20 protein-coding genes are annotated in these 22,542 nt (G+C 63.8%); 7 read left to right on the top strand and 13 right to left on the bottom strand.

Annotated features, from left to right (window positions below; genetic code table 11):
• Positions 1-331 precede the first annotated feature (331 nt).
• On the top strand, positions 332-637 hold the full coding sequence (locus ACXAF3_RS08695) for a hypothetical protein (protein ID WP_475111904.1): 306 nt from the start codon (positions 332-334) through the stop codon (positions 635-637).
• Positions 638-827: 190 nt separating this feature from the next.
• Here ACXAF3_RS08695 and typA read toward each other — a convergent pair whose 3' ends face one another.
• Complete coding sequence (gene typA / locus ACXAF3_RS08700; protein ID WP_475111905.1) at positions 828-2,636, bottom strand: translational GTPase TypA; 1,809 nt, start codon at positions 2,634-2,636, stop codon at positions 828-830.
• Positions 2,637-2,905: 269 nt separating this feature from the next.
• Positions 2,906-4,393: a tRNA uracil 4-sulfurtransferase ThiI gene (thiI, locus tag ACXAF3_RS08705; RefSeq protein WP_475111906.1), complete on the bottom strand. Its 1,488-nt coding sequence runs from the start codon at positions 4,391-4,393 to the stop codon at positions 2,906-2,908.
• Positions 4,394-4,697: 304 nt separating this feature from the next.
• Here thiI and glnA point away from each other — a divergent pair, with 304 nt between their 5' ends.
• The 5 genes from glnA (at position 4,698) to ACXAF3_RS08730 (ending at position 11,264) form a co-directional block, all read left to right on the top strand.
• Positions 4,698-6,104 carry a glutamate--ammonia ligase gene (glnA, locus tag ACXAF3_RS08710; protein WP_475111907.1) on the top strand — a complete coding sequence of 469 codons (1,407 nt, stop codon included), beginning with the start codon at positions 4,698-4,700 and terminating at the stop codon, positions 6,102-6,104.
• Positions 6,105-6,286: 182 nt separating this feature from the next.
• Positions 6,287-6,967, top strand: coding sequence for a DUF4124 domain-containing protein (locus ACXAF3_RS08715; protein WP_475111908.1), 681 nt, complete (start codon positions 6,287-6,289; stop codon positions 6,965-6,967).
• A gap of 256 nt (positions 6,968-7,223) precedes the next feature.
• A complete protein-coding gene (gene glnL / locus ACXAF3_RS08720; protein WP_475112047.1) occupies positions 7,224-8,288 on the top strand; it encodes a nitrogen regulation protein NR(II) in 1,065 nt (354 codons plus the stop codon).
• A 36-nt stretch (positions 8,289-8,324) separates the two neighbouring features.
• On the top strand, positions 8,325-9,737 hold the full coding sequence (gene ntrC, locus ACXAF3_RS08725) for a nitrogen regulation protein NR(I) (protein ID WP_475111909.1): 1,413 nt from the start codon (positions 8,325-8,327) through the stop codon (positions 9,735-9,737).
• Between the two features lie 93 nt (positions 9,738-9,830).
• Positions 9,831-11,264 (top strand): TonB family protein, encoded by a 1,434-nt coding sequence (locus ACXAF3_RS08730; RefSeq protein ID WP_475111910.1) that lies wholly within the window; start codon positions 9,831-9,833, stop codon positions 11,262-11,264.
• 57 nt (positions 11,265-11,321) lie between these two features.
• On the opposite strand, the gene ACXAF3_RS08735 is transcribed toward ACXAF3_RS08730, so the two are convergent.
• Positions 11,322-11,840, bottom strand: coding sequence for a peroxiredoxin family protein (locus ACXAF3_RS08735; protein WP_475111911.1), 519 nt, complete (start codon positions 11,838-11,840; stop codon positions 11,322-11,324).
• A 130-nt stretch (positions 11,841-11,970) separates the two neighbouring features.
• Here ACXAF3_RS08735 and ACXAF3_RS08740 point away from each other — a divergent pair, with 130 nt between their 5' ends.
• Entirely contained in the window at positions 11,971-12,777 is an 807-nt protein-coding gene (locus ACXAF3_RS08740; RefSeq protein ID WP_475111912.1) for a bestrophin-like domain, read from the top strand.
• Positions 12,778-12,935: 158 nt separating this feature from the next.
• Here ACXAF3_RS08740 and ACXAF3_RS08745 read toward each other — a convergent pair whose 3' ends face one another.
• From ACXAF3_RS08745 to ACXAF3_RS08790, 10 genes are all read right to left on the bottom strand, one after another.
• Complete coding sequence (locus tag ACXAF3_RS08745; RefSeq protein ID WP_475111913.1) at positions 12,936-13,997, bottom strand: AI-2E family transporter; 1,062 nt, start codon at positions 13,995-13,997, stop codon at positions 12,936-12,938.
• 105 nt (positions 13,998-14,102) lie between these two features.
• Complete coding sequence (locus ACXAF3_RS08750) at positions 14,103-14,813, bottom strand: D-Ala-D-Ala carboxypeptidase family metallohydrolase (RefSeq protein WP_475111914.1); 711 nt, start codon at positions 14,811-14,813, stop codon at positions 14,103-14,105.
• Positions 14,814-14,826: 13 nt separating this feature from the next.
• The gene (locus ACXAF3_RS08755; RefSeq protein WP_475111915.1) at positions 14,827-15,507 is read right to left on the bottom strand and encodes a D-Ala-D-Ala carboxypeptidase family metallohydrolase; all 681 of its coding nucleotides are present in this window, start codon (positions 15,505-15,507) and stop codon (positions 14,827-14,829) included.
• Between the two features lie 189 nt (positions 15,508-15,696).
• Positions 15,697-17,244: a phosphoenolpyruvate carboxykinase gene (locus ACXAF3_RS08760; RefSeq protein ID WP_475111916.1), complete on the bottom strand. Its 1,548-nt coding sequence runs from the start codon at positions 17,242-17,244 to the stop codon at positions 15,697-15,699.
• A gap of 293 nt (positions 17,245-17,537) precedes the next feature.
• A complete protein-coding gene (gene hslO, locus ACXAF3_RS08765; protein WP_475111917.1) occupies positions 17,538-18,416 on the bottom strand; it encodes an Hsp33 family molecular chaperone HslO in 879 nt (292 codons plus the stop codon).
• Positions 18,417-18,532: 116 nt separating this feature from the next.
• Positions 18,533-18,973 (bottom strand): DUF4124 domain-containing protein, encoded by a 441-nt coding sequence (locus tag ACXAF3_RS08770; RefSeq protein ID WP_475111918.1) that lies wholly within the window; start codon positions 18,971-18,973, stop codon positions 18,533-18,535.
• A gap of 13 nt (positions 18,974-18,986) precedes the next feature.
• Positions 18,987-20,486 carry a S1C family serine protease gene (locus tag ACXAF3_RS08775; RefSeq protein ID WP_475111919.1) on the bottom strand — a complete coding sequence of 500 codons (1,500 nt, stop codon included), beginning with the start codon at positions 20,484-20,486 and terminating at the stop codon, positions 18,987-18,989.
• 111 nt (positions 20,487-20,597) lie between these two features.
• Entirely contained in the window at positions 20,598-20,975 is a 378-nt protein-coding gene (locus tag ACXAF3_RS08780; RefSeq protein WP_475111920.1) for an RNA-binding S4 domain-containing protein, read from the bottom strand.
• 114 nt (positions 20,976-21,089) lie between these two features.
• A complete protein-coding gene (gene yrfG / locus ACXAF3_RS08785) occupies positions 21,090-21,758 on the bottom strand; it encodes a GMP/IMP nucleotidase (RefSeq protein WP_475111921.1) in 669 nt (222 codons plus the stop codon).
• Between the two features lie 69 nt (positions 21,759-21,827).
• Positions 21,828-22,514: a lysoplasmalogenase gene (locus ACXAF3_RS08790; RefSeq protein WP_475111922.1), complete on the bottom strand. Its 687-nt coding sequence runs from the start codon at positions 22,512-22,514 to the stop codon at positions 21,828-21,830.
• Between the last annotated feature and the right edge of the window lie 28 nt (positions 22,515-22,542).

Genomic DNA, 22,542 nt, shown 5'->3' on the forward strand with positions numbered 1-22,542 from the left:
CAGGCGTCAAAGTGTGAAGAGAGGCGCCGTACGGCGCGGGCATAGGAGTCGATGGTTCTGTTGCTTAACCCTTGCAGTTTGAGGGTGCGCAGATGGCGCTGGTAGAGGGTGTCGAAACGGCGTTGCTCTTTGGGTGTCATGAAAAGCTCCTTTGAGTTGCAGCCCGGGATTGGACTGAGAAGAGCTTAGCTGTCGGAATTTTTACTCTGCCGCGAAGCGGCTTCGTTCAACAATCTAATGTACTTCACGCGCGAATGATGCGCGCCGGACAGCCTGCGCTACGCTCCGGATGCCGGTTATTAGGGCGTTAAATGATGAAGTAAGCTAAGCCATGATTGAGCCTGAAAGACTAAAAGTTCTATCTTTGAAGAGCTATGATCATATTCTTTATGAGGCTTGTGATGGTCGTCTATTTCTAACAGTAAGTTTAGAAAAAGGATTTGCATCCTGTCATTCAACTGTAGAGCTGAATGAAATTGAAGTGATTCAGGCCAGAGAAAGTTTTCAATCTTTGCTAGAAAGTTTAAAGCGAGATTTCGAAGGAAACTATAAAAACTTTATTGACGATCGGGGGATTATAGGTTTTTCAAATTGGAAGGCGGCTAGGCTCGCGGTAGAGAACTGGCGTCGACCATGAAGCCATTTAACAAGGCCAGGCTGTACGCTCCGGCGCTGCGCGCCTCCGCGGGACGGCCTGCGCTATGCGCTACGCGCATAAGCAGCGTAGGCCGCCCCATCTGGCGGCGTGAAAGAATTGCACTTATTACTTGAAACCAAGAAACAAAAAAGGGCCCAATCGGGCCCTTTGATGTACCGGCAGCGGAAAACTACTTCTTCGCCCGCTTGCGCATATTCTCCTGTAGGATCTTCTTGCGCAGGCGGATATGGTTCGGTGTGACCTCGACCAGTTCGTCGTCCTCGATAAACTCCAGCGCCTGTTCCAGGGTGTGGCGGATCGGCGGGCTCAGGGTCAGGGCCTCGTCGGTACCGGCGGCGCGGATGTTGGTCAGCTGCTTGGCCTTGGTGGGGTTCACCACCAGGTCGTTGCCGCGGGAGTGAATGCCCACTATCTGGCCCTCGTAGATGTCCTCGCCGTGGCCGAGGAACAGGCGGCCGCGGTCCTGCAGCGCGTAGAGGGCGTAGGCCAGGGTCTTGCCGTTGACCATGGAGACCAGCACGCCGTTGACCCGCTTGGCCACGTCGCCGGCCTTGACCGGGCCGTAGTGGTCGAAGATGCTGGTCATGATGCCGGAGCCGCTGGTCAGGGTCAGGAACTGGGAGCGGAAGCCGATCATGCCGCGCGACGGCACGATAAAGGTCAGTCGCACGCGGCCCTTGCCGTCCGGCTCCATATTGGTCAGCTCCGCCTTGCGCAGGCCCAGCTCTTCCATGATCGCGCCCTGGTGCTGGTCCTCGACGTCGATCACCACCTGCTCGTAGGGTTCGTGTATCTCGCCATCGACTTCCTTCTGCACCACCTCGGGGCGGGATACGCCCAGCTCGAAGCCCTCGCGGCGCATGGTTTCAATCAGCACGGAGAGGTGCAGCTCGCCGCGGCCGGAGACCTTGAATTTGTCCGGGGAGTCCCCCTGCTCCACGCGCAGGGCCACGTTGTGGATCAGCTCCTGTTCCAGGCGCTCCTTGATATTGCGCGAGGTCACGAACTTGCCGTCCTGGCCGGCGAAGGGGGAGTCGTTGACCTGGAAGGTCATGCTGACGGTGGGTTCGTCCACGGTCAGGGCCGGCAGCGCCTCGGGCTTGTCCGGGTCGCACAGGGTGTCGGAGATGTTCAGCTCGCCGACGCCGGTGATGCAGACGATATCGCCGGCGCTGGCCTGTTCCACTTCCATCCGCTCCAGGCCCAGGTAGCCCATCACCTGCAGCACCTTGGCCTTGCGCGATTTGCCCTCGCGGTCGAGTACCACCACCGGCTGGTTCGGTTTCAGGGTGCCGCGGGTGATGCGGCCGACGCCGATGACGCCGACGTAGCTGTTGTAGTCCAGCGCCGAGATCTGCATCTGGAAGGGGCCGTTCAGGTCCACCTGCGGCGGCGCCACCTTGTCGACGATCATCTGGAACAGCGGCGTCATGTCCTCGGCCATATCGGTGTCGTCGAGGCCGGCGATGCCGTTCAGGGCGGAGGCGTAGACCACCGGGAAGTCCAGCTGCTCGTCGGTGGCGCTGAGGCTGTCGAACAGGTCGAACACCTGATCCATGACCCAGTCCGGGCGCGCGCCGGGGCGGTCGATCTTGTTGATCACGACGATCGGGTTCAGGCCCTGTTCGAAGGCCTTCTGGGTCACGAAGCGGGTCTGCGGCATGGGGCCGTCCACCGCGTCCACCAGCAGAAGCACCGAGTCCACCATGGACAGCACCCGCTCCACCTCGCCGCCGAAGTCGGCGTGCCCGGGGGTGTCGACGATATTGATGCGGTAGTCGTTCCAGCGGATGGCGGTGTTCTTGGCCAGGATGGTGATGCCGCGCTCACGCTCCTGGTCGTTGGAATCCATCACCCGCTCGGCGCCGGCGTCGCGGCGGTCTAGGGTGCCGGACTGCTGCAGCAGCTTGTCGACCAGGGTGGTCTTGCCGTGGTCTACGTGGGCGATGATCGCAATATTGCGCAACTTCTCTATCACTGGGGGCCTCTGGGCTTAACGCGTGAAATGGTGTGGGGCGGGGAGCTGGTTTACAGCGGGGGTCCGGCCAAAGGCGGCGATTATAGAGGCGATGCGGAACAAATGGGAGCGGGAATTGGGTAAAAGTTGATCAAAAACTGTCCGCGCCGACAGGCGGCCGGTAGAAGCGGGAACAAAAGCGTAGAAAAGGGGCCGCTAAGCGGCCCGGAAACTGGTGCGGCGCGCCCTGAGAGGAATTTTTTCCCGCGGAGCTGGGCGCAACTATGGGGTCAGGGCTTGTGCGCGGGCTTCTTCTCCGCCTCTACTTCCGGCCGGAAGACGCCCACATTGCGGTAGCCCTCGTCCAGCAGGTGCGACGCGTGCAGCTTGCTCATAACGCCGCGCTTACAGTAGAGGAGGTAGTGGCGGTCCTTGTCCAGCTTCTTGAAGGCGTTGCTGAGGCGGTAGAAGGGGATCGTCTCCACCTCGGTGCCGGGCAGTTCCAGCGGGTCCAGTTCCTCCTCGTCCGGGTGGCGGATATCCAGCACCACGGCGCCGTGGGGCTCGCTGACGACTTCCACTTCCGGCGTCTCGCCGCGCACATCCTCCATGACCTCGTCGATATTCTGCAGTACGCGGTTGCCGATGGCGCGGTCGAGGACCGTGAAGTCGAAGCGGTTCTCCTCCGACTCCACCTTGTCGATCTTCGCGCGCGTGGTCGGCTTTACCGATATCACGCCGCAGTACTCGGGCATATTCGCGGCGAAGTCCTCGGTGCCGATTTCCCGCGCTGTGCGGATGATGTCGGTCTTGTCGCTGGTGATCAGCGGGCGCAGCACCAGGGTGTCGGTGACGCTGTCGATCACCGACAGGTTCTTCAGCGTCTGGCTGGACACCTGGGCTATGGCCTCGCCGGTGACCAGCGCGTCCACGTCGAGCTCCTTCGCGATCACCGAGCCGGCGCGCAGCATCATGCGCTTTAAGATCACACCCATATAGGAGTCGTCGACATTCTCGAGGATCTCCGCCACCACCTCGTCGAAGGGCACGGTGACGAAGCGCACCCGGTGGGAGGCGCCGTACTTGTTCCACAGGTAGAAGGCCACCTCTTTCACACCCAGTTCGTGCTGGCGCCCGCCCAGGTTGAAGAACAGGAAGTGCGTGCGGATGCCGCGCTTCATCGTCAGGTAGCTGGCCACGGTGGAGTCGAAGCCGCCGGACACCAGCGACAGCACCGGGTCCTGGGTGCCGAGCGGGAAGCCGCCGAGGCCCGGGGTCTGCTGCTCCACCACGTTGAGCTTGTCGTGGCGAATCTCCAGCTTCACGGTGATGTCCGGGTCTTTCAGTTTTACGCCGGCGGCTTGGGTGTTGGTGTTCAGGCCGCCGCCCACATACTGCTCCACGTCCAGGGATTTGAACGGGTGCTCGCCGGTGCGCTTCACGCGCACGCAGAAGGTCTTGCCGGCCAGCGCCTCGCCCCAGACGGACAGCGTCTTCTCGTAGATGTCGTGCAGATCGCCGAGGGGGAACTGGCGCACGCGGGAGAAGTTGGCGATACCCGGGGTGTGGGCCAGCACCTCCTCGATGCGCTCGCCCAGGTGGGCCACCGCGTCCGGGGCTATCACGTCTATCTTCTCCCAGTCCTTGCGCACCTGGATGCGGTCGTCCAGCGGTTTCAGCAGTCGCTGCAGGTTGTCTTTGAGCTGGCGCGACATGCGCTTGCGCACCGGATTGCTCTTGATGGTGATCTCGGGAAAGAACTTGACGACGAAGTGCATGGGAACCTGTGGATACCGCGGTGAATTGAAGGTGCGGCATTATAAACTAGCTGGCGAAAAGTTGGTCGCGCACCGCATTCGTGCACTGTCGGCCAAAAGCGCGTCATTTTGGTGCAAAAGCCGGTGGCCGGGCGGCGCCTTAGCCTCTATCCTGCCCCCAGTTGTCCCGCCGACCGCCGCAACCGCCGTGGCGGCGCACCTGCCCCAATTTGGCACACTCCTTGCTTTGTTACACGCCAGGTAGGGAGTGAATGCCGATCGGCGGCATAGCGATAAATTACTTTTTGAGACCTGGAGGACTGCAATGTCAGCGAAAACGCTCGGTTTGATCAAAGAGAGTGAGGCCAAGTGGGTAGACCTGCGCTTCACCGACACCAAAGGCAAAGAACAGCACGTATCCATTCCGGCGTCGGAAATTGACGGCGAGTTCTTCGAAGAGGGCAAGATGTTCGACGGCTCCTCCATCGCCGGCTGGAAGGGCATCAACGAGTCCGACATGATCCTGATGCCGGACGACGACACCGCCTTCCTGGATCCCTTCACCGACGAGAGCACCGTGATAGTGCGCTGTAACATCGTCGATCCGATCACCGGCCAGGGCTACGAGCGCGACCCGCGCTCCATCGCGCTGCGCGCCGAGGAGTACCTGAAGTCCACCGGTCTCGGCGACACCGCGCTGTTCGGCCCGGAGCCCGAGTTCTTCGTGTTCGACGACATCACCTGGGGCGCGGAGATGGGCGGCGCCTTCTACAAGATCAACTCCGAGGAGGCGGCCTGGTCCTCCGGCCAGAGCTTTGCCGAGGGCAATATCGGCCACCGCCCGGGCGTAAAAGGCGGCTACTTCCCGGTGCCGCCGGTGGACTCCCTGCACGACGTGCGCGCCGCCATGTGTTCCGCGATGGAGCAGATGGGCCTGAAGGTGGAAGTACACCACCACGAAGTGGGCACCGCCGGCCAGTGTGAGATCGGCGTCGGCGCCAACACCCTGACCAAGAAGGCGGACGAGGTACAGATCCTGAAGTACGCGGTGCACAACGTGGCCCACGCCTACGGCAAGACCGCCACCTTTATGCCCAAGCCGCTGGTGGGCGACAACGGCTCCGGCATGCACGTGCATCAGTCCTTCAGCAAGGACGGCGTCAACCAGTTCGCCGGCGACGCCTACGCGGGCCTGTCCGAGACCGCCCTCTACTACATCGGCGGCATCATCAAGCACGCGCGTGCGCTGAACGCCATCTGTAACGCCTCCACCAACTCCTACAAGCGCCTGGTACCGGGCTTCGAGGCGCCGGTGATCCTGGCCTACTCCGCGCGCAACCGCTCCGCGTCCATCCGCATTCCGTTCGTGCCGAGCCCGAAGGGCAAGCGCATCGAGACCCGCTTCCCGGATCCGACCGCCAACCCCTACCTGGCCTTCGCCGCGCTGCTGATGGCCGGTCTCGACGGCGTCAAGAACAAGATCCACCCCGGCGACGCCGCGGACAAGGACCTGTACGACCTGCCGCCGGAAGAGCTGGCCGAGTACCCGACCGTCGCCTCCAGCCTGGAGCAGGCCCTGGACGCGCTGGATCAGGATCGCGCCTTCCTGACCGAGGGCGGCGTCTTCACCGACGACGCCATCGACGCCTATATCGAACTGAAGCGCGCCGAGGTCGAGCGCCTGCAGATGACCACCCACCCGGTCGAATTCGATATGTACTACTCGGTGTAAGGCCGCAGCCGCTTCCGCTGAACCCGGAAGCGCACGGCAGCCGCGAAAACCCGCACCGGCCTGGTGCGGGTTTTTTTATTCCGGGTACACTAGCCTTAAACTGAGCGGGATCCGGGATTTCTCCACCCTTCTCCACCCTTCTCCACCCTGTAGGAGCGGCCGCCGGCCGCAATCGAGGACCGATGAAAGCGCGCAAATTGCTCTTGGCACTGTTGCTGACCGCCCCGTTGACCACCCTGGCCGGCGGCGACGGTATGGACGAACCGCAACAGAGCGGCAGCGCCATCTACAAGACCGTGGGCCCGGACGGGCAGGTGGTGTTCAGCGACAAGCCGCTGCCGGGGGAGAAAACGGAAAAGGTGGAGCTGGCCCCGACCAACGTGCAGCCCATCGCCCTGCCGCGCCCGCTGCCCACGCGCAAGCTGTCGCCGCGGGACCGCAGCCAGAGCCGCGACGGCGATGGATACGCGGGTCCGGTGGATATCCGCATCGTCAGCCCCCAGGACGGCGCCACCATTCCCCCCGGGCAGCGCTTTATCGCGCTGCAGGTCGCGGTGACGCCGGAATACCCGGAGGGCGCGCAGTTTTACGCGGTCATCGACGGCCAGCCCTGGCGCGGCGGCTCCTCCGGCGACAGCCTGGATATCTCCGCGCTGGAGCGCGGCAGCCACAGCGTGCAGGCGGCGCTGGTCGGCGCCGGCGGCGAAGTGCTGGCCCGGTCCCAGGTCATCACCATCTACGTGAAGCGCCCCGGCGGCACTGTGCCGGATATAGCCGCGCCCCGGGCCAAGCAGGCGCCCAAGGCGCCGGTGGCGCCGGGCCTGCCCCAGGCCCAGCCGCAACAACAGCAGCGGCGGCGCTGATCCCGGGGGCCGCTGTGCGGCCCGCCCCCTCTCCGCTCCCCTCCCATTTCTGGCGTTTTTTTGATCGGCGCACCATAATGGTGCGCTTATGGGCGATCGGCGGTGCGCCGCGCCCCGCGCCTATCCGCCAGTGCAGCCAAACGGCGCCGCCGGCACCGGGGCGCGCCATTTTGGTTTACTTCTTGCACTGAATGAAAAGTGGCACGGCGCCCGCACCGCGCGGCGCCCTGTGCACTCGAACAAACCGGAAACCGACATGCTCAACGACCGCCAGTTGCGCCAGCTGCTCGACAGCCTCAACTCCGCCGTGCTGGTGCTGGATGACAGCCTGCTGCTCTGCTATCTGAACTCCGCCGCCGAGGATCTGCTCGCCGCGTCCAGCGCGCGGGTCAGCGGCCAGCCGCTGGAGGAGGTGGTGCGCGAATCCGCGGCCGCGCAGAACGCGATGCGCCGCGCCCTGGCCAGCGGCGAGAAATACACTGTGCGCCGCGCCAGCTGGCGGCTGCACAACCTGGAGACGCGCACCGTGGACTACTCGGTGAGCCCGGTGCCGGAGTTGGGCCTGCTGCTGCTCGAGGTGCAGTCCATGGACCGGCTGCTGTGCATCGCGCGCGAGGACGCGCTGATCAGCGCCCAGGAAACCACCCGCAACCTGGTGCGCGGCATGGCCCACGAGGTGAAAAACCCTCTCGGCGGCATTCGCGGCGCGGCGCAGCTGCTGCAGCGCGAACTGCCGGACGCGGCGCTGGCCGAATACACACAGATCATCATCGACGAGGCGGACCGCCTGCGGAACCTGGTCGATCGCCTGCTGGGGCCGCGCGTGCCGGTACAGCTCAAGCCCACCAATGTGCACGAGATACTCGAGCGGGTGGCGCAGCTGGTCGACGCCGAGTGCGACGGCGCACTGAAGATCCGCCGCGACTACGACCCTTCGATTCCGGAAGTCCCCGGCGATGCCGAACAGCTGATTCAGGCGCTGTTGAACATCGCCCGCAACGCCATGCAGGCCATCGACGAGAGCATCGGCCTGGCCGCCGGCGAGCTTGTGCTGCGCACCCGCATCCAGCGCCAGTTCACCATCGGCCGGCGCCACTGCCCGCTGGTGTGCCGCATCGAAATAGAGGACAACGGCCCCGGCATCCCCGAGGAGATCCGCGACCGGATCTTCTTCCCGATGATTTCCGGGCGCGCCGAGGGCTCCGGCCTCGGCCTGTCCATCTCGCAGAACATCATCAATCAGCACCGCGGCCTGATCAAATGCGACAGCCGCCCGGGGCAGAGCGTCTTCCAGATCTACCTGCCCCTCTCCGAGGCGTAGAGCGCCTACGAACAACTGACGAGCGGAAGTACGAGTATGAGCAATCGCGTTTGGATAATTGACGACGACCGGTCGATCCGCTGGGTTCTGGAGCGCGCGCTGACTCAGGCGGGTATCGAGACCAGGTGCTACGAGAGCGGCGACCGCGCGCTGGACGACTTCTACAGCGACTCGCCCGACGTGGTGATCAGCGATATCCGCATGCCCGGCACCGACGGCTTCAAGCTGCTGGCCCGCTTCCAGGCCGAGCGCCCCGCGCTGCCGATCATTATCATGACCGCGCACTCGGATCTCGACAGCGCCGTGGCCGCCTACCAGGGCGGCGCCTTCGAATACCTGCCCAAGCCGTTCGACGTCGACGAGGCCGTTGCGGTCACCCGCCGCGCGCTGGCACACGCCAAAGAACAGAGCGGCGCCGAACAGGTGGTGCTGGAAAACGGCCGGGAGCGCAAGGAGATCATCGGCGAGGCGCCGGCGATGCAGGAGGTGTTCCGCGCCATCGGCCGCCTCTCCCACTCGAATATCACCGTGCTGATCAACGGCGAGTCAGGCACCGGCAAGGAGCTGGTGGCGCAGGCGCTGCACAACCACAGCCCGCGCAAGAACAAACCCTTTATCGCGCTGAACATGGCCGCTATTCCGAAAGACCTGATGGAATCGGAGCTTTTCGGCCACGAGAAGGGCGCCTTCACCGGCGCCAGCGCCCAGCGCGCCGGCCGCTTCGAGCAGGCCGACGGCGGCACCCTGTTCCTGGACGAAATCGGCGATATGCCGGCGGAGACCCAGACGCGCCTGCTGCGCGTGCTCGCCGACGGCGAATTCTACCGCGTCGGCGGCCACACGCCGGTTAAGGTGGACGTGCGTATCATCGCCGCCACCCACCAGGATCTGGAAAAACTGGTGGAAGAGCACAAATTCCGCGAGGACCTGTTCCACCGCCTGAACGTGATCCGCATCCATATCCCGCGCCTGGCCGACCGCCGCGAGGACATACCGCGCCTGGTGCGCCACTTCTTCAACGCCGCCGCCAAGGATCTCGGCGTCGAGCCGAAAATCCTCACCCGGGAGGCGGAGGAATACCTGGCCGGCCTCGATTGGCCCGGCAATGTGCGCCAGCTGGAAAACACCTGCCGCTGGATCACCGTCATGGCCTCCGGCCGCGAAGTGCATATCGAAGACCTGCCCCAGGAACTGCACCAGCAAAGCGCCGGCAGTGAGGCGCCACAGGACTGGCAAAAAGCCCTGCGCCTCTGGGCCGACCAGGCCCTGGCCAGCGGCCGCCGGGAAATTCTCAGCGAAGCGGTGCCGGCCTTCGAGCGCGCGCTGATCGAAATCGCGCTCAAACACACCGCCGGCAGAAAGCGCGACGCGGCGGAACTGCTCGGCTGGGGCCGCAACACGCTGACGCGCAAGCTCAAGGAGCTGGGGATGAACGGCGATGTCGACTGAGTTGGCCACTCCCGAAGCACTCGGCGGCACAGTGTTATGATTGTTTCGTGCCCGTCTGTTAGACTCGGCGGAAAATAACAGCAGGGGACCACTGTGAAACGGATTTTTCTGGGGGTACTTTTTTTGCTCGCCGGCACAGTACTGCCGGTGCAGGCCAATTTTGACAAGGCCATGGAGGCCTATCGTTCGGGGAAATATGCGGAAGCTTACCGCAGTTTTGATGCGCTGGCCGCGATTGGCGACTATGGCTCGGCGTTCAATATCGGCGTGATGTACTACCGGGGCGAATATGTCGATCGCGATCCGGTTGAGGCCTGGGCGTGGATGCAGCTGGCGGTATCCCAGACTGAAGACGAAGGCCTGTCCCACACTGCCAGTAACATCTTTTCAAAATTCACACCTGAGGAGCAGGCCGCTGCTCGGGCGCGACTGGAGGAACTGCTCCATAGCCACGGCAAACAGAAGATTCTCGGCGATCTGAGCCCGACGCTTCTGCCGGACGACGAGTGCGACGTGGAGCGGATCCCGGTCAGTAAGAAGCCGCCGAAATATCCCCCCAGAGAACTTGCGCGGGGCAGATTCGGCCGGGTAATTCTGGAATATACCGTAATGCCCGCCGGCCATGTCAGGGATGTAACTGTGTCGCAATCGAGCGGTTCCGCATTCTCGCGGGCGGCTGCTGAATCGGCCCTGTACTACCGCTACGAACCGATAGCGTTAGCCGAGCCGACCAGCGGTATCAAGACCGCGGTCACATTTAACATTGCCGGCCCCGTCGGCAACAAGCGCAAACTGGTTGCCGAACTGAACGAATGGAAAGGCAAGGCGGAGGCGGGTGATCCGATTGCCCAGTATGTCTATGCCTTCAGGCTAGGCGTATTTCGCTCTTTTAAAAAGTATATGAAGGGCGTGGATCTGGAATACCAGACCGCAAACAAATGGTACCTGGAGGCCGCGAAGAGAGGTATACCCCAGGCCCAGTTCGAAATCGGCCGCAACATGGTTGTGGGGCGAGGGTGCGAAGCGGATATCGAAAATGGCATGAAGTGGATCAGTGCTGCGGCGGTAGGCGGATTGCCGGAAGCGCAGAGCTATCTCGCAACCAATGCCGATGCTATGCCGGATGAGGAACGGCGGGAGCACGCCATACGGTGGTTGAAAAACGCCTCTATGAACGGCCACTATTTCTCCGGGCTGATGCTTGCCTGGGAGCTGGTGACAGGGCCTGAAAAACCGTCGACAGAAGACCTGCTGCTGGCGAAGGATCTGGTAGCTGCGGAGTCCGTAGATTACTTTGATGACGTACGCATTCTGGAGACTAAGGCAGCGGTAGCTGCGGCAGAGTCTGATTTCGAGATGGCGCAGCGTTTGCAGGAGCAAGCCATTGATGCTGCCGGACGATTGGAGTGGGATCTCCGGGACGTCAATCACCGATACGAATCCTACAAGCGGCGCGTAAGGTGGGCTGGCCCCTACTATTACGATATTGCTCTCAACTCCGAGCCGCTTGAAGGTTCCGCTGATTGACGGGTCGGGCCTGCGGGCTGTTATAACGGCAGTGTTCCCGACTCAGTATTTAGCGGTTCAGATTTTACGAGCAACACCCAGCTCATCCAGCGTCCGCGCTATATCCTCCGCGCTGGTGGCCGGGTGGATCTCCCGGTCGACTTTCAGGATGCGGCCGTCTTTGCCGATATAGATGGTGACACGGCGCGCTATGTTCTTCTCTGGAATCAGCACACCATAGGCCTTTGCCACCTCGCCACCCGGGTCGCTGAGCAGCGGAAAATCGGCGTCCTGTTCCTCGGCAAAGCGCGCGTTGACCTCCACCTCGTCGGTACTCGCCATGAAATAGGCGACGTCGTATTCGCGTATCAGGTGGCCCTTCTCGGCCAGGGACTTGCACTCGATGGTGCAGCCCTTGGTGAAGGCCTTCGGATACCAGGCGATGACGACCGCCCGTTTGCCTTTGAAGTCAGACAGCTGGTAGGTGTTGCCGTCCGAGGCCTGCAGGGAAAAGTCGGGCGCTGGGGCCCCGACTTCCAGCGCCATCAGCGGCAGACTGGCGATGGCGGTGAGCAGCAGAGCGGCTAATCTTTTCATGGTGTCTCCCTTACCTTTTTACCTGACCTGAATTTATAGGCTAGCTCCGCCGCCGGCAAGCCATAAGCGGACCCGGCTGGCGGAACCGCGCGGTGTCGGCCAGACTTGGCGGTAACTAGCGGAATGTCCGATGACGCAGATAGACCCCTCTGCCCTCTTTTCCCTCGCCCAGATCTACTGGATCTCGATACTGCTGGTACTGGTGACCCTGGCGGTGGGCCACTATTTCGGCCGCCGCGCGTCGCGGCGCGGCGGGGTTGGCGATGCCTCTCTCGGCAGTGCCGTGGCCGCGACCTTGGGGCTGCTGGCCTTCCTGTTGGCGTTTACGTTCAATATGGCGGCGGAGCGCTTCGCCGCGCGCAAGGCGCTGGTGCTCGAAGAGGCCAATACCATTTCCACCACCTACCTGCGGGCGGACCTGCTGGACCCGCAGCACCGGGAGCGGGTGCGGGCGCTGCTGGCCGAGTATGTCGAGCTCAGGGATATAGACCCCAAAGATCCAGGCGACTTTGACCTGCGCCTGCGGCGCAGTGAAGAGATTCAGGAAGCGCTCTGGTCCCTGGTGGCGGAGCTCAGTGCGCAGGGCTACGATCCGCTCAAGTTGCGCGACTTTTTTCTGCCGCTCAACCGGCTTATCGACTTTCACACCTCGCGCATGGTCGTCGGCTTGCGCTACCAGATTCCGAGGCCGATATGGGCGGCGCTTTACTCGCTCACGGCGCTGGCGATGTTCGCCATCGGTTTCCAGCTGGGCGCCAGCCGGCGGGGATCGCCGCAGGTGGCACTGGCGCTGGCGCTGGCTTTTTCCCTGGTGATCCTGTTGATCGAGGATCTGGACCGCAGTTACGAGGGTTTCCTGATCGTGGATCAGGCGCCGATCTCGGAACTGAACCAGCGCCTCAAGCGAAAACAGGGCCTTGTGGTGCCGCCGGGATAAGCAGGCCCTGGCAGGTTGTTGAAAAATACTTTTTCAACAACCTGCCAGGGAACCTCTGATTAAGTCCGTAATGTCTCTGCGGGGCTTTCAGAGCGATTCACACACTGCGTTGCGACTTCTTGAAAGGTCTAGGTATTCCGGACTTATTCAGAGGTTCCCTAGGACACACTCTTTTCCGGCGGGTGGATAAATTCCCGCATAAAGATTTCCCAGAAGGCGATAAACAGTGCCGCCAGCAGCGGGCCTATGGCGAAGCCGCTGATGCCGAACATCATCAGGCCGCCGACGGTGGAGAAGAGCACGATATAGTCCGGTAGCTTGGTATCGCGGCCCACCAGGATAGGTCGCAGCAGGTTGTCCACCAGGCTGATCACGGCGAAGCCGTACACCATCAGTACCGTCGCCTTGATCGGCTCGCCGACGGCGTAGAGGTAGAGGGCGGCCGGAAACCAGATAATGGCCGCGCCGACCGCGGGCAGCAGCGACAGCACGGTCATGACGACGCCCCACAGCAGTGGTGCCGGCAGGCCGAGGATCCAGAAGATCAGCCCGCCCAGGGCGCCCTGGGTCAGGGCCACCACCAGGTTGCCTTTGATGGTGGCGCGGGTCACTTCGGCAAATTTCGCCAGCAGCAGATGTTCGCGCTCGTCGCCGAGCGGCAGCGCGCGGATCAGCAGGTCTACCAGTTTCTCCCCGTCGCGGATCAGGAAAAACGTCAGGTAGAGCATCAGGCCCAGCATCAGGAAAAAGTTCAGGGTGTTCTGCCCCAGGGCCAGCGCGTTCTTGGCCAGGAAACTGCCGGCGCTCATGAGACCGCCCAGCAGGCGCTCCTTGAGCTGCTCCAGGTCGACGCCGATGCGTTCCAGCAGGGCGTTGATGCCGGGGAAGGCCTGGCGCACCTGTTCTATGGGTTTGGAAATATCGATCTGCCCGCTCTGGGCCTTGTGGTAGAGCTGGACCGCCTCGTTGATAAACGAGCTGGCCACCAGCAGTACCGGAATTACCACCAGCACCATACACAGCAGCAGTGTCAGCAGCGCCATCAGGTTGCGCCATTTGGGAAAGCGCCGCATCAGCCTGCGGTAGACCGGGAAAAATATCAGCGCTATGGCACAGGCCCAGAAGATGGGGGTGAAGAAGGGTTTCAGCAGCAGTGTGAAGGCCAGCGTGACCAGCAACAGTGACAAGATAAACGAGCGTCTTTCCAGTTGTTCGTGCACCGATGGTTCCCCGGTTATTGTTGTGGCGCGTTTGGAATTGAGGGCGCCCGGTCCGCGCCCTATGTAAGCAGAAGGCGGTGCTTTTTACCAGTGGCCGCTGGCGCCCTACCAGCGGCGGTAGCCGCAGGTGTCGACGTGAAAGCGGATACCGCTGTAGATGCCGAGCCCCATATTCCACTCCTTGCCGACGCGCTTGTGGATATCGCGCAGTATCGGCACCAGCTGTTTGCGCGTGTATTTGTTTTTCGGGACCATATCCAGGCCGCAAAAGTGCATATGTTTACTGCGCCGCGAGCCGCCGGCCTTGGCGTTGTAGCTGGAGGTGCGCCAGCCGGAGAGCACAACGACCGGACCTATGCGCGGGATTATCTCCTCCTGCAGGACCTTGAGGGTGTCGACCATCGTCTCCCAGTTTTCCTCCGGCGGTATCGCGAAGGGCGGCTCGTCTATCTCCTGCCAGTCGCTGCCCTGGCGCAGCAGTTCGTAGGGCGGCACCACCTTGTCCACCTGGTTGAGTTGCAGGAAGTTTTCCAGTTTTGCGTAGAGTTCGCGGTTGTCCCCTTTGCTCAGAAACCGGTCGAAGGCCTTTTCCGAGGCAGCGGCGTAACCCTTGATGTCGTACACGTCCGGCATTTCCGGCACCGGCCTCAGCTCCACCGGGGTGACGATGCGCTCCGCCAGTTCGCGCACCTTGTCCATGGTCAGCACCACCAGCGCAATGATGCCGGCCAGCACCAGGCCGCATATCCAGATGACCCGGCGCCGCTCTATGTGTATGTCGACGTATTCGTGGTCTTCGCTTTCGTGAATATCCATAGGCGTACGCCTGTCACCAGATGCGGTAGCCGCAGGTATCTATGTGAAAGCGCACATCGCTGTAGATGCCGAGTCCCAAATTGCTCTTGGGGCCCAGGCGCGCGTGCAGGCTGCGCAGCTCTTCCACCAGCTCCTTGCGGCTGATATTGGATTTGGGCACCAGATCCAGGCCGCAGAAATCGCGGTGTCTGCTGCCGTTGGTGCCGCCGGATTTGCGGTTGTAGTTGGCGGTGCGGTAGGCGGAGAGCACGTCCACCGGTCCGATCGCGGGCTCCACCTCGTCGCGCAGGATCGCGAGGGTGGCGACCATGTTGCGCCAGCGGTCGCTGGGGGGAATCGCGAAGGGTGGCTCGTCGATATCGAGCCAGTCGGTGCCCTGGCGCAGCAGGTCGCGCACCGCGGCCACGTCGCCGACACCCTGCTCGCGCAGGAAGAGCGTCAGTTCTTCGACGCGGGCGCGGTTGCCGCCGCGGCGCAGGAAATTGTTGAAGGCCTGCGCGCTGGCCACCCGGTAGCCCTTCACTTCGATATAGGGTTTCTCCAGGGACTTGAGATAGAGGTAGAGCCACAGCGCGGCGACGATCAGCAGCAGCAGGGTCGCCACGCCGGCGATCACAAGGTGATTGACGCGCTGCCCCGGGGGTTGCGCGGGGTAGCCGGTGCGGAAGCGGGAATAGGCGTTGTCTGCGGACATACTGCGTTCGCGACTGCTGCTGTCGGGGAAAGCCCGGCGCAGGCGTGTCGTTCGCCGGCGCCTCTTTATTCACTATAGCCGCAAAAAAGAAAGCCCCCGCGACTTGCGTCGCGGGGGCTTAGCGCAGGGGCGAACTTGTGTTCGCCCCCGGGGCCTGTTTGCGGAGCCGGAGCTCCGCGATCCCGGGGTTTAAGCCCTGGGGCCGGCGGCCTTGATATCGTCGCTGACGTTGAACTTCTCGATGTTCTCGGCGAACAGCTTGGCCAGCTGGCCGGCCTGCTCGTCGTAGGCGCCCTTGTCGGCCCAGGCCTCGCGCGGGTTCAGGTAGGACTTGTCCACGCCCGGCACCTCCAGCGGGATATCCAGGTTGAGGATATCCAGGTGCTCGGTGGCGGCATTTTCCAGGGCGCCGCTCTGGATCGCGGCCACCACGGCGCGGGTCACCGGAATCGGGAAGCGCTTGCCGTTGTCACCGGAGCCGCCGGTCCAGCCGGTGTTGACCAGGTAGACGCGGGAGCCGAAGTCCTCGATGCGCTTCATCAGCAGGTCCGCGTACTCGCGCGGTGCGCGCGGCATAAAGGGCGCGCCGAAGCAGGTGGAGAAGGTCGGGTGGATACCGGCCTCGGCGCCGAGCTCGGTGGAGCCGACGCGCGCGGTGTAACCGGACAGGAAGTGGTAGGCGGCCGCCTCCTTGGACAGGATGGCCACCGGCGGCAGCACGCCGGACACGTCACAGGTCAGGAAGATCACGTTCTTCGGCTCGCCGGCGCGGTTCTCGACCTTGCGCATCTGCACATGCTCCAGCGGGTAGGAGCAGCGGCCGTTCTCGGTCAGGCTGGTGTCGCTGTAATCGGGGGTGCCGGCCTCGTCGATGACCACATTCTCGATGATGGCGCCGAAGCGGATGGCGTCCCAGATCACCGGCTCGTTCTCGCGGCTCAGGTTGATGGTCTTGGCGTAGCAGCCGCCCTCCATGTTGAACACGCCGCCCTTGGCCCAGCCGTGCTCGTCGTCGCCGATCAGGTAACGCTCCGGGTCGGCGGACAGGGTGGTCTTGCCGGTGCCGGACAGGCCGAAGAACAGGCAGGTGTCGCCGTCTTTGCCGACATTGGCGGCGCAGTGCATCGGCATCACGTCCTTTTCCGGCAGCAGGAAGTTCTGCACCGAGAACATGGCCTTCTTCATCTCGCCGGCGTAGCGCATGCCCGCCAGCAGCACCTTGCGCGCGCCGAAGTTGATGATCACGCAGCCGTCGGAGTTGGTGCCGTCGCGCTCGGGGTCGCAGACGAAGTTGGGCGCGTGCAGTATGCGCCACTCCTCCTTGCCCTTCGGGTTGTACTTCTCGGCGCGGATAAACATGTTGCGCGCGAACAGATTGTGCCAGGCGGTCTGGGTGGTCACGACCACCGGCAGGTAGTGGTCCTCGTCCTGGCCCACGTGCAGCTGCTGTACGAAGCTGTCGTGGCTGGCGACGAAGTCCTCGACGCGGTCCCACAGGGCGTCGAACTTGTCCTGCGGGAAGGCGCGGTTGACGTTGCCCCAGTCGATGCTCTCGGCGGTGGAGGGCTCCTCTACCACAAAGCGGTCCGCCGGGGAGCGGCCGGTGCGCGCGCCTGTCTCGGCTACCAGTGCGCCGGTGTCGGACAATTTGCCCTCGCCGCGCGCCAGCGCCTGCTCAACCAATTGCGCCGGCGCCAGGTTCTTGAAAACCTGCGCGGTGTCGTCGATCTGTGCCATTCGTCGATTACCCGTGAAGTTTGATCAGTGAAAATAGTAAGGGCCGCCGCGGAGCGCGGCGACCGGGCAAATTCGGGGGGCGCATTATGGCAAACTTCAAAATGGCGCGACAGTGAAAAAGGTTATTTTTTATTCAATGATAGCGCTGTCAATGGAAATTTAGCGCAGAAACATTCTGGATTTCGATGGTGTAGTTTTACTACATTGATTTGGTGAATTTTTGCGGGAAAATCGGCTAACGGTGGCGATCTTGGCGGCGCCCGGGCTGTAGCGGGCGCCGGCGGCCGGTCGGGTCAGTGCACCGTCGGCGGCGGCGCGCTGAACAGCGTCTCCACCTGCGCCCGGTCGAAGCGGTACTGGGCGTTGCAGAACTGGCAGTCGGCGGCTATCTCGCCGCCCTGCTGCTCCAGCAGCTTGTACACCTCCTCGGGGCCCAGCGCGACCAGCGCGCGCGCGCTGCGATCCCGCGAGCAGCTGCACTTGAAGCGGATATTGGCGGTGCCCAGCGTCATCGGTTTGAGCTCGTGGAACAGCCGGTGCAGCAGCTGGTCGTGGGGCAGAGAGTGCAGCTCTTCGGCGGTGACAGTGCCGGCCAGGTGCTGGGCGGTTTCCCAGGCGTTTTCGTTCTCCTCCGCCGAGGCGGCGTTGTTGCCCGGCAGCACCTGCAGCATGATGCCGCCCACGGTATCGGGGCTGGAGGCCAGCCAGAAGCGGGTGGCGAGCTGCTCCGACTGGGTGAAGTAGTCCTCCAGGCACTCGGCCAGGGTGTCTTTCTCCAGCGGCACTATACCCTGGTAGCGCTCGCCGCTCCGGGGATCGACGGTGATCGCTAGCACGCCGCGCGGGCCCAGCAGGTCGCGCAGGCTGGCGTCGTCATCGATCTGTGCACCCTCGGCGACGCGGGCTATGCCGCGCAGGTCGCTGTGGTGGGTGCACTCGGCCAGGATCAGCGGCACGTCCCCCTCGCCCCGCGCCTGCAGCACCAGCAGGCCCTCGAACTTGAGTGTGGTGGAGAGCAGGCAGGCGGCGGCGAGGAACTCGCCGAGCAGGCGTGCCACCGGCGGCGGCAGCTGGTTGTTCTCCAGTACGGCGCGGTAGGACTCGGTGAGGGTCACCACCTGACCGCGGATATCGTGGCTTGAGAAAATAAAGCGTTCCAGCTGATCGGACATGATTCGGGTGCCTCGGCGCCAAAAAACCGCGGGATTTTAGAGGCGGATATCCATTAATGGTAGTAGCAGAGGCCAACTGTCCGGCAGTCTGGCGAAACGGGTCCTGGCCGCGCGGCTCAGCCGCAGACGCGGCCTATCTCCCCCTGCAGTTGCGCGGCCAGGCGTTGGCGCTCGCGCTCGGTCATCCGGATCTCGTCGCCGCTGTCGTCGATAAACGCCACGCGGCCCTGCAGCATGCGCAGCTTCCTGCGCGCGTCATTGCAGGCGCGCGCCATGCGCTGTTGCTGCTGCCACTGGCGCTGCTGCTGGCGGTTCTCATATTCCCGATCGATATTGTCCGCGCGCTGGCCGGCGCCGGTTTTCCGCGGTGTCGCGGCATCCGCGCTGTTGATCGGGCGCAGCTCGCCCTCGATATTCTCCGCCTTGGCCTGTGCCGGCGGGCGGTCGCCGAAGTGCACCTTGCCGTCCTCGTCCACCCAGCGGTAGAGCTCGCCGGCAGCCGCGGTCGCCGCCGCCAGTATCAGCGCGGCGGCCCCAATCCCGGTTTTTACGCGCATTGGCCTCTCCTCATCACTCGCCGCTCTCCTCGCCCCTGGCCAGGGTACTGAACAGGCCGAGGGAGTGGCGCTGGGGGATATGGTAGGTCTGCAGTATCAGCGCCTCCTGCTCGCGCGCGGCGGCGGCGTCCAGCACCATGCGGTAGCCGGATTGGTCGCGCAGCTCCACGAAGGGCTCCTGGTTGCTCTCCATCAGCTGTGCGAACTCGTCGAAGTCCGCCACGCGGTGGCCGTTGACCGAATCGATGATCCAGTTTTTCCAGTCGTGGTAGCCGAGGTTGACGCCGGCGGGCAGTACCTTCAGTGCCACCACCAGCTCGCGGCGCTGCTCGTCGCTCCACTGGTTGCGCGCGTAGAGGTAGTCGATCGGTGCCTTGGAGTGCCAATTTTTGCCCCAGCGCTTGATCAGGTTCATGTTCAGCGGCACGAACACCACGCCGCCGTAGATGTAGTAGCGCGGGCGCTGGTCGAACTGCTCGTTCACGACCAGGGAGCGCGACGGCGGCGGCGCCGCCAGGGTGATCTCGGCGCTCATGATCTCGCCGTTGCGGGAGAAGCGTACCGGCAGCTTGTCGCCGACGTGGTACTGGTCCACCGCGTAGTGGTAGTTGGTGCGCTGGTTTTCGCGCCACTCCACGGTGCGGTCGGCGGCCACCTTGTAGCCGTCCACCTCCAGCAGCACGTCGCCGGGCTGCAGCACGCTGGCGGCCGGGGCGTCGTGGAACACCTTGACGATCAGCGCGCCGTCCTGGCCTTCGCGCAGGCCGGCGGCCTTTTTCATCGCCGGGCTCTCGAGGCTCTGGGTCACCGCGCCGAGTTCGGGGAAGCCCTGGTGCACGCCGTCTTTCGCGTCTTCGAGCACATGCCGTATCACGCTCGGCGGCACGAAGTAGCCGAGGTTCTCGGCGCCCTGGTTGGTCTGCATCGCGACGCCGACGATACGCCCGTTGGAGATAACCGGGCCGCCGCTGTTGCCGGGGTTGATGGCGGCGTCTATCTGTCCGGCCATCAGGTAGCTCTCGGCGTGGGCGTAGTACTGGTGTTCGACGCGGGAGAGGACGCCGCGGGTGATGGACAGGGACTTGCCGCCGATCGGGTAGCCGTACACGGTGACCTCCTCCTGCAGCTCCGGCAGTTCGCCGAGCGCCAGCGGGCGCGTGCCCTCGAAGAAGCTGTCGTCCTCGACGGTCAGCAGCGCCAGGTCCGCCTCGTGGGAGACGAACTGCACCTGGGCGCGGAATTTCTGCGCGTCGCCGTGGCGCTGCACCTGGATAAAGCTGCCGTTGGCGACCACGTGGGCGTTGGTCAGTATGCGCTTGCCGCTGATCACGGCACCGGAGCCGGACAGCTGCTTGGCGTTCAGCAGCGCCCAGGGGTTGAAGTAGTCCGGCGCCGCGGCGGTGGTGTAGATCTTGATGATGGAGCGCTTGAGCTGTTCGTGTTCGCGGCTGTCGGCGAGGGCGGCCTGGGCGGCGAACAGGAGCAGGGTGGCTAGGGCGAGGAGTCTTTTCATCTTGGACGGCGTCGTTCTCGAATTGCGTGGGGCCAGTTTAGCAGGCCGCCGGGGAAGCCGGAAAACGTAGCGGGCAGCGCCGGACACCGCCGGGCGCACGCGCAGCGGTTTTCAGTCCTGTTCGCGCAGGAAGCGGTGTATCTGGCGTCTCTGTTTCTTGTTGGGTCTCTCGCTGTGCAGGCCTGCGTGGCTGGCCTGGCGCTCGGCGCGCGCCCGCTCGCGTCTGGCCACACTGGCCTCGGTCTCCCGGTACAGGGTGCGGGCGATATCGGCGCCGCGGCGCTGGTCGGACAGCGCCAGCACCTCCACTTCCACCAGGTCCCAGCCCTGGCGGATGGCGAGGGTGATGCCGGTGGTGATCTCCTTGCTGGCTTTGATCCGCTGGCCGTCGGCGTGCACCTTGCCGCCCTCGATCGCCTGTTTGGCGAGACTGCGGGTCTTGAAGAAGCGCGCGGCCCAGAGCCACTTGTCGATGCGTACTTTTTCCATTGGGGGGCGATTAAGTCTATTTTCGGGGGTGATCCCTATTGCGGGTAAGGCTAATCGGGCGGCCCGGCATCAGGGCCTTCGCATCTGGTTCAGGTGTTCTTTTCGAGTCCTGAATCAAATCGCCATTATCTCATTGAAGTGGTGAATCGCCGGAAAGTCGTCGATCTCGCGCACCGGCCCTAGACTGTCCGGCTGGCGGATACACAGCAGGTGGGCGATGCCGTAGTCGCGCGCGGCGGCGAGGACGCTCTGGTTGTCGTCCACGAACAGGGTGCGCGCCGGGTCGAAGTCTGTCTCCTCGCGCAGCGCGTGCCAGAAGTGGACGCTCTCCTTGGCGTGACCGAAGTCGTGGGAGGAGACGATGCCGTCGAACCAGCGGTCTATACCGGTGATCTCCAGCTTGTGCTGCAGGCCGCGGCGGTGGGCGTTGGTGACCAGCAGGGTGTTTTTTTCCAACTGCCGCAGCTTGGCGAGGAAGGGCTCCGTCTGCGGGCGCAGCGCGATGCGGTCTTCGATCTCGCGCAGTATCGCGGCGATATCCAGTTTCAGTTCGCGGCTCCAGAAATCCAGGCAGTACCACTCCAGGGTGCCGCGGCGCGCCTCTATCTCCGCGTCCAGTTGCCGCTGCGCCCGCTCCAGCGGCAGGCCGTGGGTCTCGGCGTAGCGCCTGGGCAGGTGGGTGAGCCAGAAGTGGTTGTCGTAGTGCAGGTCGAGCAGGGTGCCGTCCATATCCAGCAGCACCGTGTCGATCTCCCGCCAGTCGAATGTGGGCCAGTCGGGCATGGAGTCGGGTTACCTCTCGTTCGGGGCCTCGGGGAATACAGCATAGACCGCTCCCTGTCGCCGCGGCCATTATGCCCGCGCGCGGCCTATGCCGTACAGCAGCATCAACTGGGCGCCGTAGTAGGTCAGCATGATCGCGGTGCCGGCCAGCGGCAGCGGGGTCACGAACTTGTTCAGCGCGATCAGTGTGTCGGAGACCATAAAGGTCACGGCGCCGGTGAACAGCAGTGCGGAATCGCCGCGGTGCGCGGCGGCGCAGAGGCCCATGGCGACGATCGCGAGCAGGTAGACCAGCACCGCCGGGGCCAGTTCCCCCGCCGCCGGCAGCAGCAGTCGCGCCAGCAGCAGCGCGGCGAGCAGCAGCGGCAGCGCGCGCAGCAGGGTGCGGCGGTTGCGCCAGTCTTCCAGCCGAGTGGCGCGGCGCAGGAAGTTGCCGGCGTAGATCAGCTGCGCCAGCAGGAAGGCGCCGAGGCCGAAGACGAACTGGTTGGGGAATTCCAGCGCCAGCAGCAGGTCGCCGAGGGCGGAAAAGGCCAGCGCGGCCAGAGTCAGGGTGCGGGTCAGGCCGTTCAGGCTGCGCAGTGCGATCAGTGCCAGCACCGCGATGGGCGCGGCCTTCAGCGAAGCCATCCAGGGGCCGCTCAGCCCGGCGGCGTCCAGGGCCATATAGCCGGTGGCCAGGGCGGCAAATGCGAGCGGCAGCCGGCTGGCGGCCTGTTGCAGCGCTGCGGCGTTGTGGCTGTCTGTGGTGGTCATGGCTTTTCTCGCGCTTGTGGTGATTTTG

This window comes from Microbulbifer sp. ABF4_143, assembly GCF_056160225.1.

Excerpts from the sequence above, each read along its gene's own strand:
- ACXAF3_RS08740 (WP_475111912.1), top strand. The coding sequence starts at position 11,971 with ATGACGCAGATAGACCCCTCTGCCCTCTTTTCCCTCGCCCAGATCTAC.
- ACXAF3_RS08750 (WP_475111914.1), bottom strand. The coding sequence starts at position 14,813 with ATGGATATTCACGAAAGCGAAGACCACGAATACGTCGACATACACATA.
- ntrC (WP_475111909.1), top strand. The coding sequence starts at position 8,325 with ATGAGCAATCGCGTTTGGATAATTGACGACGACCGGTCGATCCGCTGG.
- ACXAF3_RS08790 (WP_475111922.1), bottom strand. The coding sequence starts at position 22,514 with ATGACCACCACAGACAGCCACAACGCCGCAGCGCTGCAACAGGCCGCC.
- ACXAF3_RS08755 (WP_475111915.1), bottom strand. The coding sequence starts at position 15,507 with ATGTCCGCAGACAACGCCTATTCCCGCTTCCGCACCGGCTACCCCGCG.
- ACXAF3_RS08735 (WP_475111911.1), bottom strand. The coding sequence starts at position 11,840 with ATGAAAAGATTAGCCGCTCTGCTGCTCACCGCCATCGCCAGTCTGCCG.
- glnA (WP_475111907.1), top strand. The coding sequence starts at position 4,698 with ATGTCAGCGAAAACGCTCGGTTTGATCAAAGAGAGTGAGGCCAAGTGG.
- ACXAF3_RS08770 (WP_475111918.1), bottom strand. The coding sequence starts at position 18,973 with ATGCGCGTAAAAACCGGGATTGGGGCCGCCGCGCTGATACTGGCGGCG.
- thiI (WP_475111906.1), bottom strand. The coding sequence starts at position 4,393 with ATGCACTTCGTCGTCAAGTTCTTTCCCGAGATCACCATCAAGAGCAAT.
- ACXAF3_RS08695 (WP_475111904.1), top strand. The coding sequence starts at position 332 with ATGATTGAGCCTGAAAGACTAAAAGTTCTATCTTTGAAGAGCTATGAT.
- hslO (WP_475111917.1), bottom strand. The coding sequence starts at position 18,416 with ATGTCCGATCAGCTGGAACGCTTTATTTTCTCAAGCCACGATATCCGC.
- glnL (WP_475112047.1), top strand. The coding sequence starts at position 7,224 with ATGCTCAACGACCGCCAGTTGCGCCAGCTGCTCGACAGCCTCAACTCC.
- ACXAF3_RS08780 (WP_475111920.1), bottom strand. The coding sequence starts at position 20,975 with ATGGAAAAAGTACGCATCGACAAGTGGCTCTGGGCCGCGCGCTTCTTC.
- yrfG (WP_475111921.1), bottom strand. The coding sequence starts at position 21,758 with ATGCCCGACTGGCCCACATTCGACTGGCGGGAGATCGACACGGTGCTG.
- ACXAF3_RS08760 (WP_475111916.1), bottom strand. The coding sequence starts at position 17,244 with ATGGCACAGATCGACGACACCGCGCAGGTTTTCAAGAACCTGGCGCCG.
- ACXAF3_RS08715 (WP_475111908.1), top strand. The coding sequence starts at position 6,287 with ATGAAAGCGCGCAAATTGCTCTTGGCACTGTTGCTGACCGCCCCGTTG.
- ACXAF3_RS08775 (WP_475111919.1), bottom strand. The coding sequence starts at position 20,486 with ATGAAAAGACTCCTCGCCCTAGCCACCCTGCTCCTGTTCGCCGCCCAG.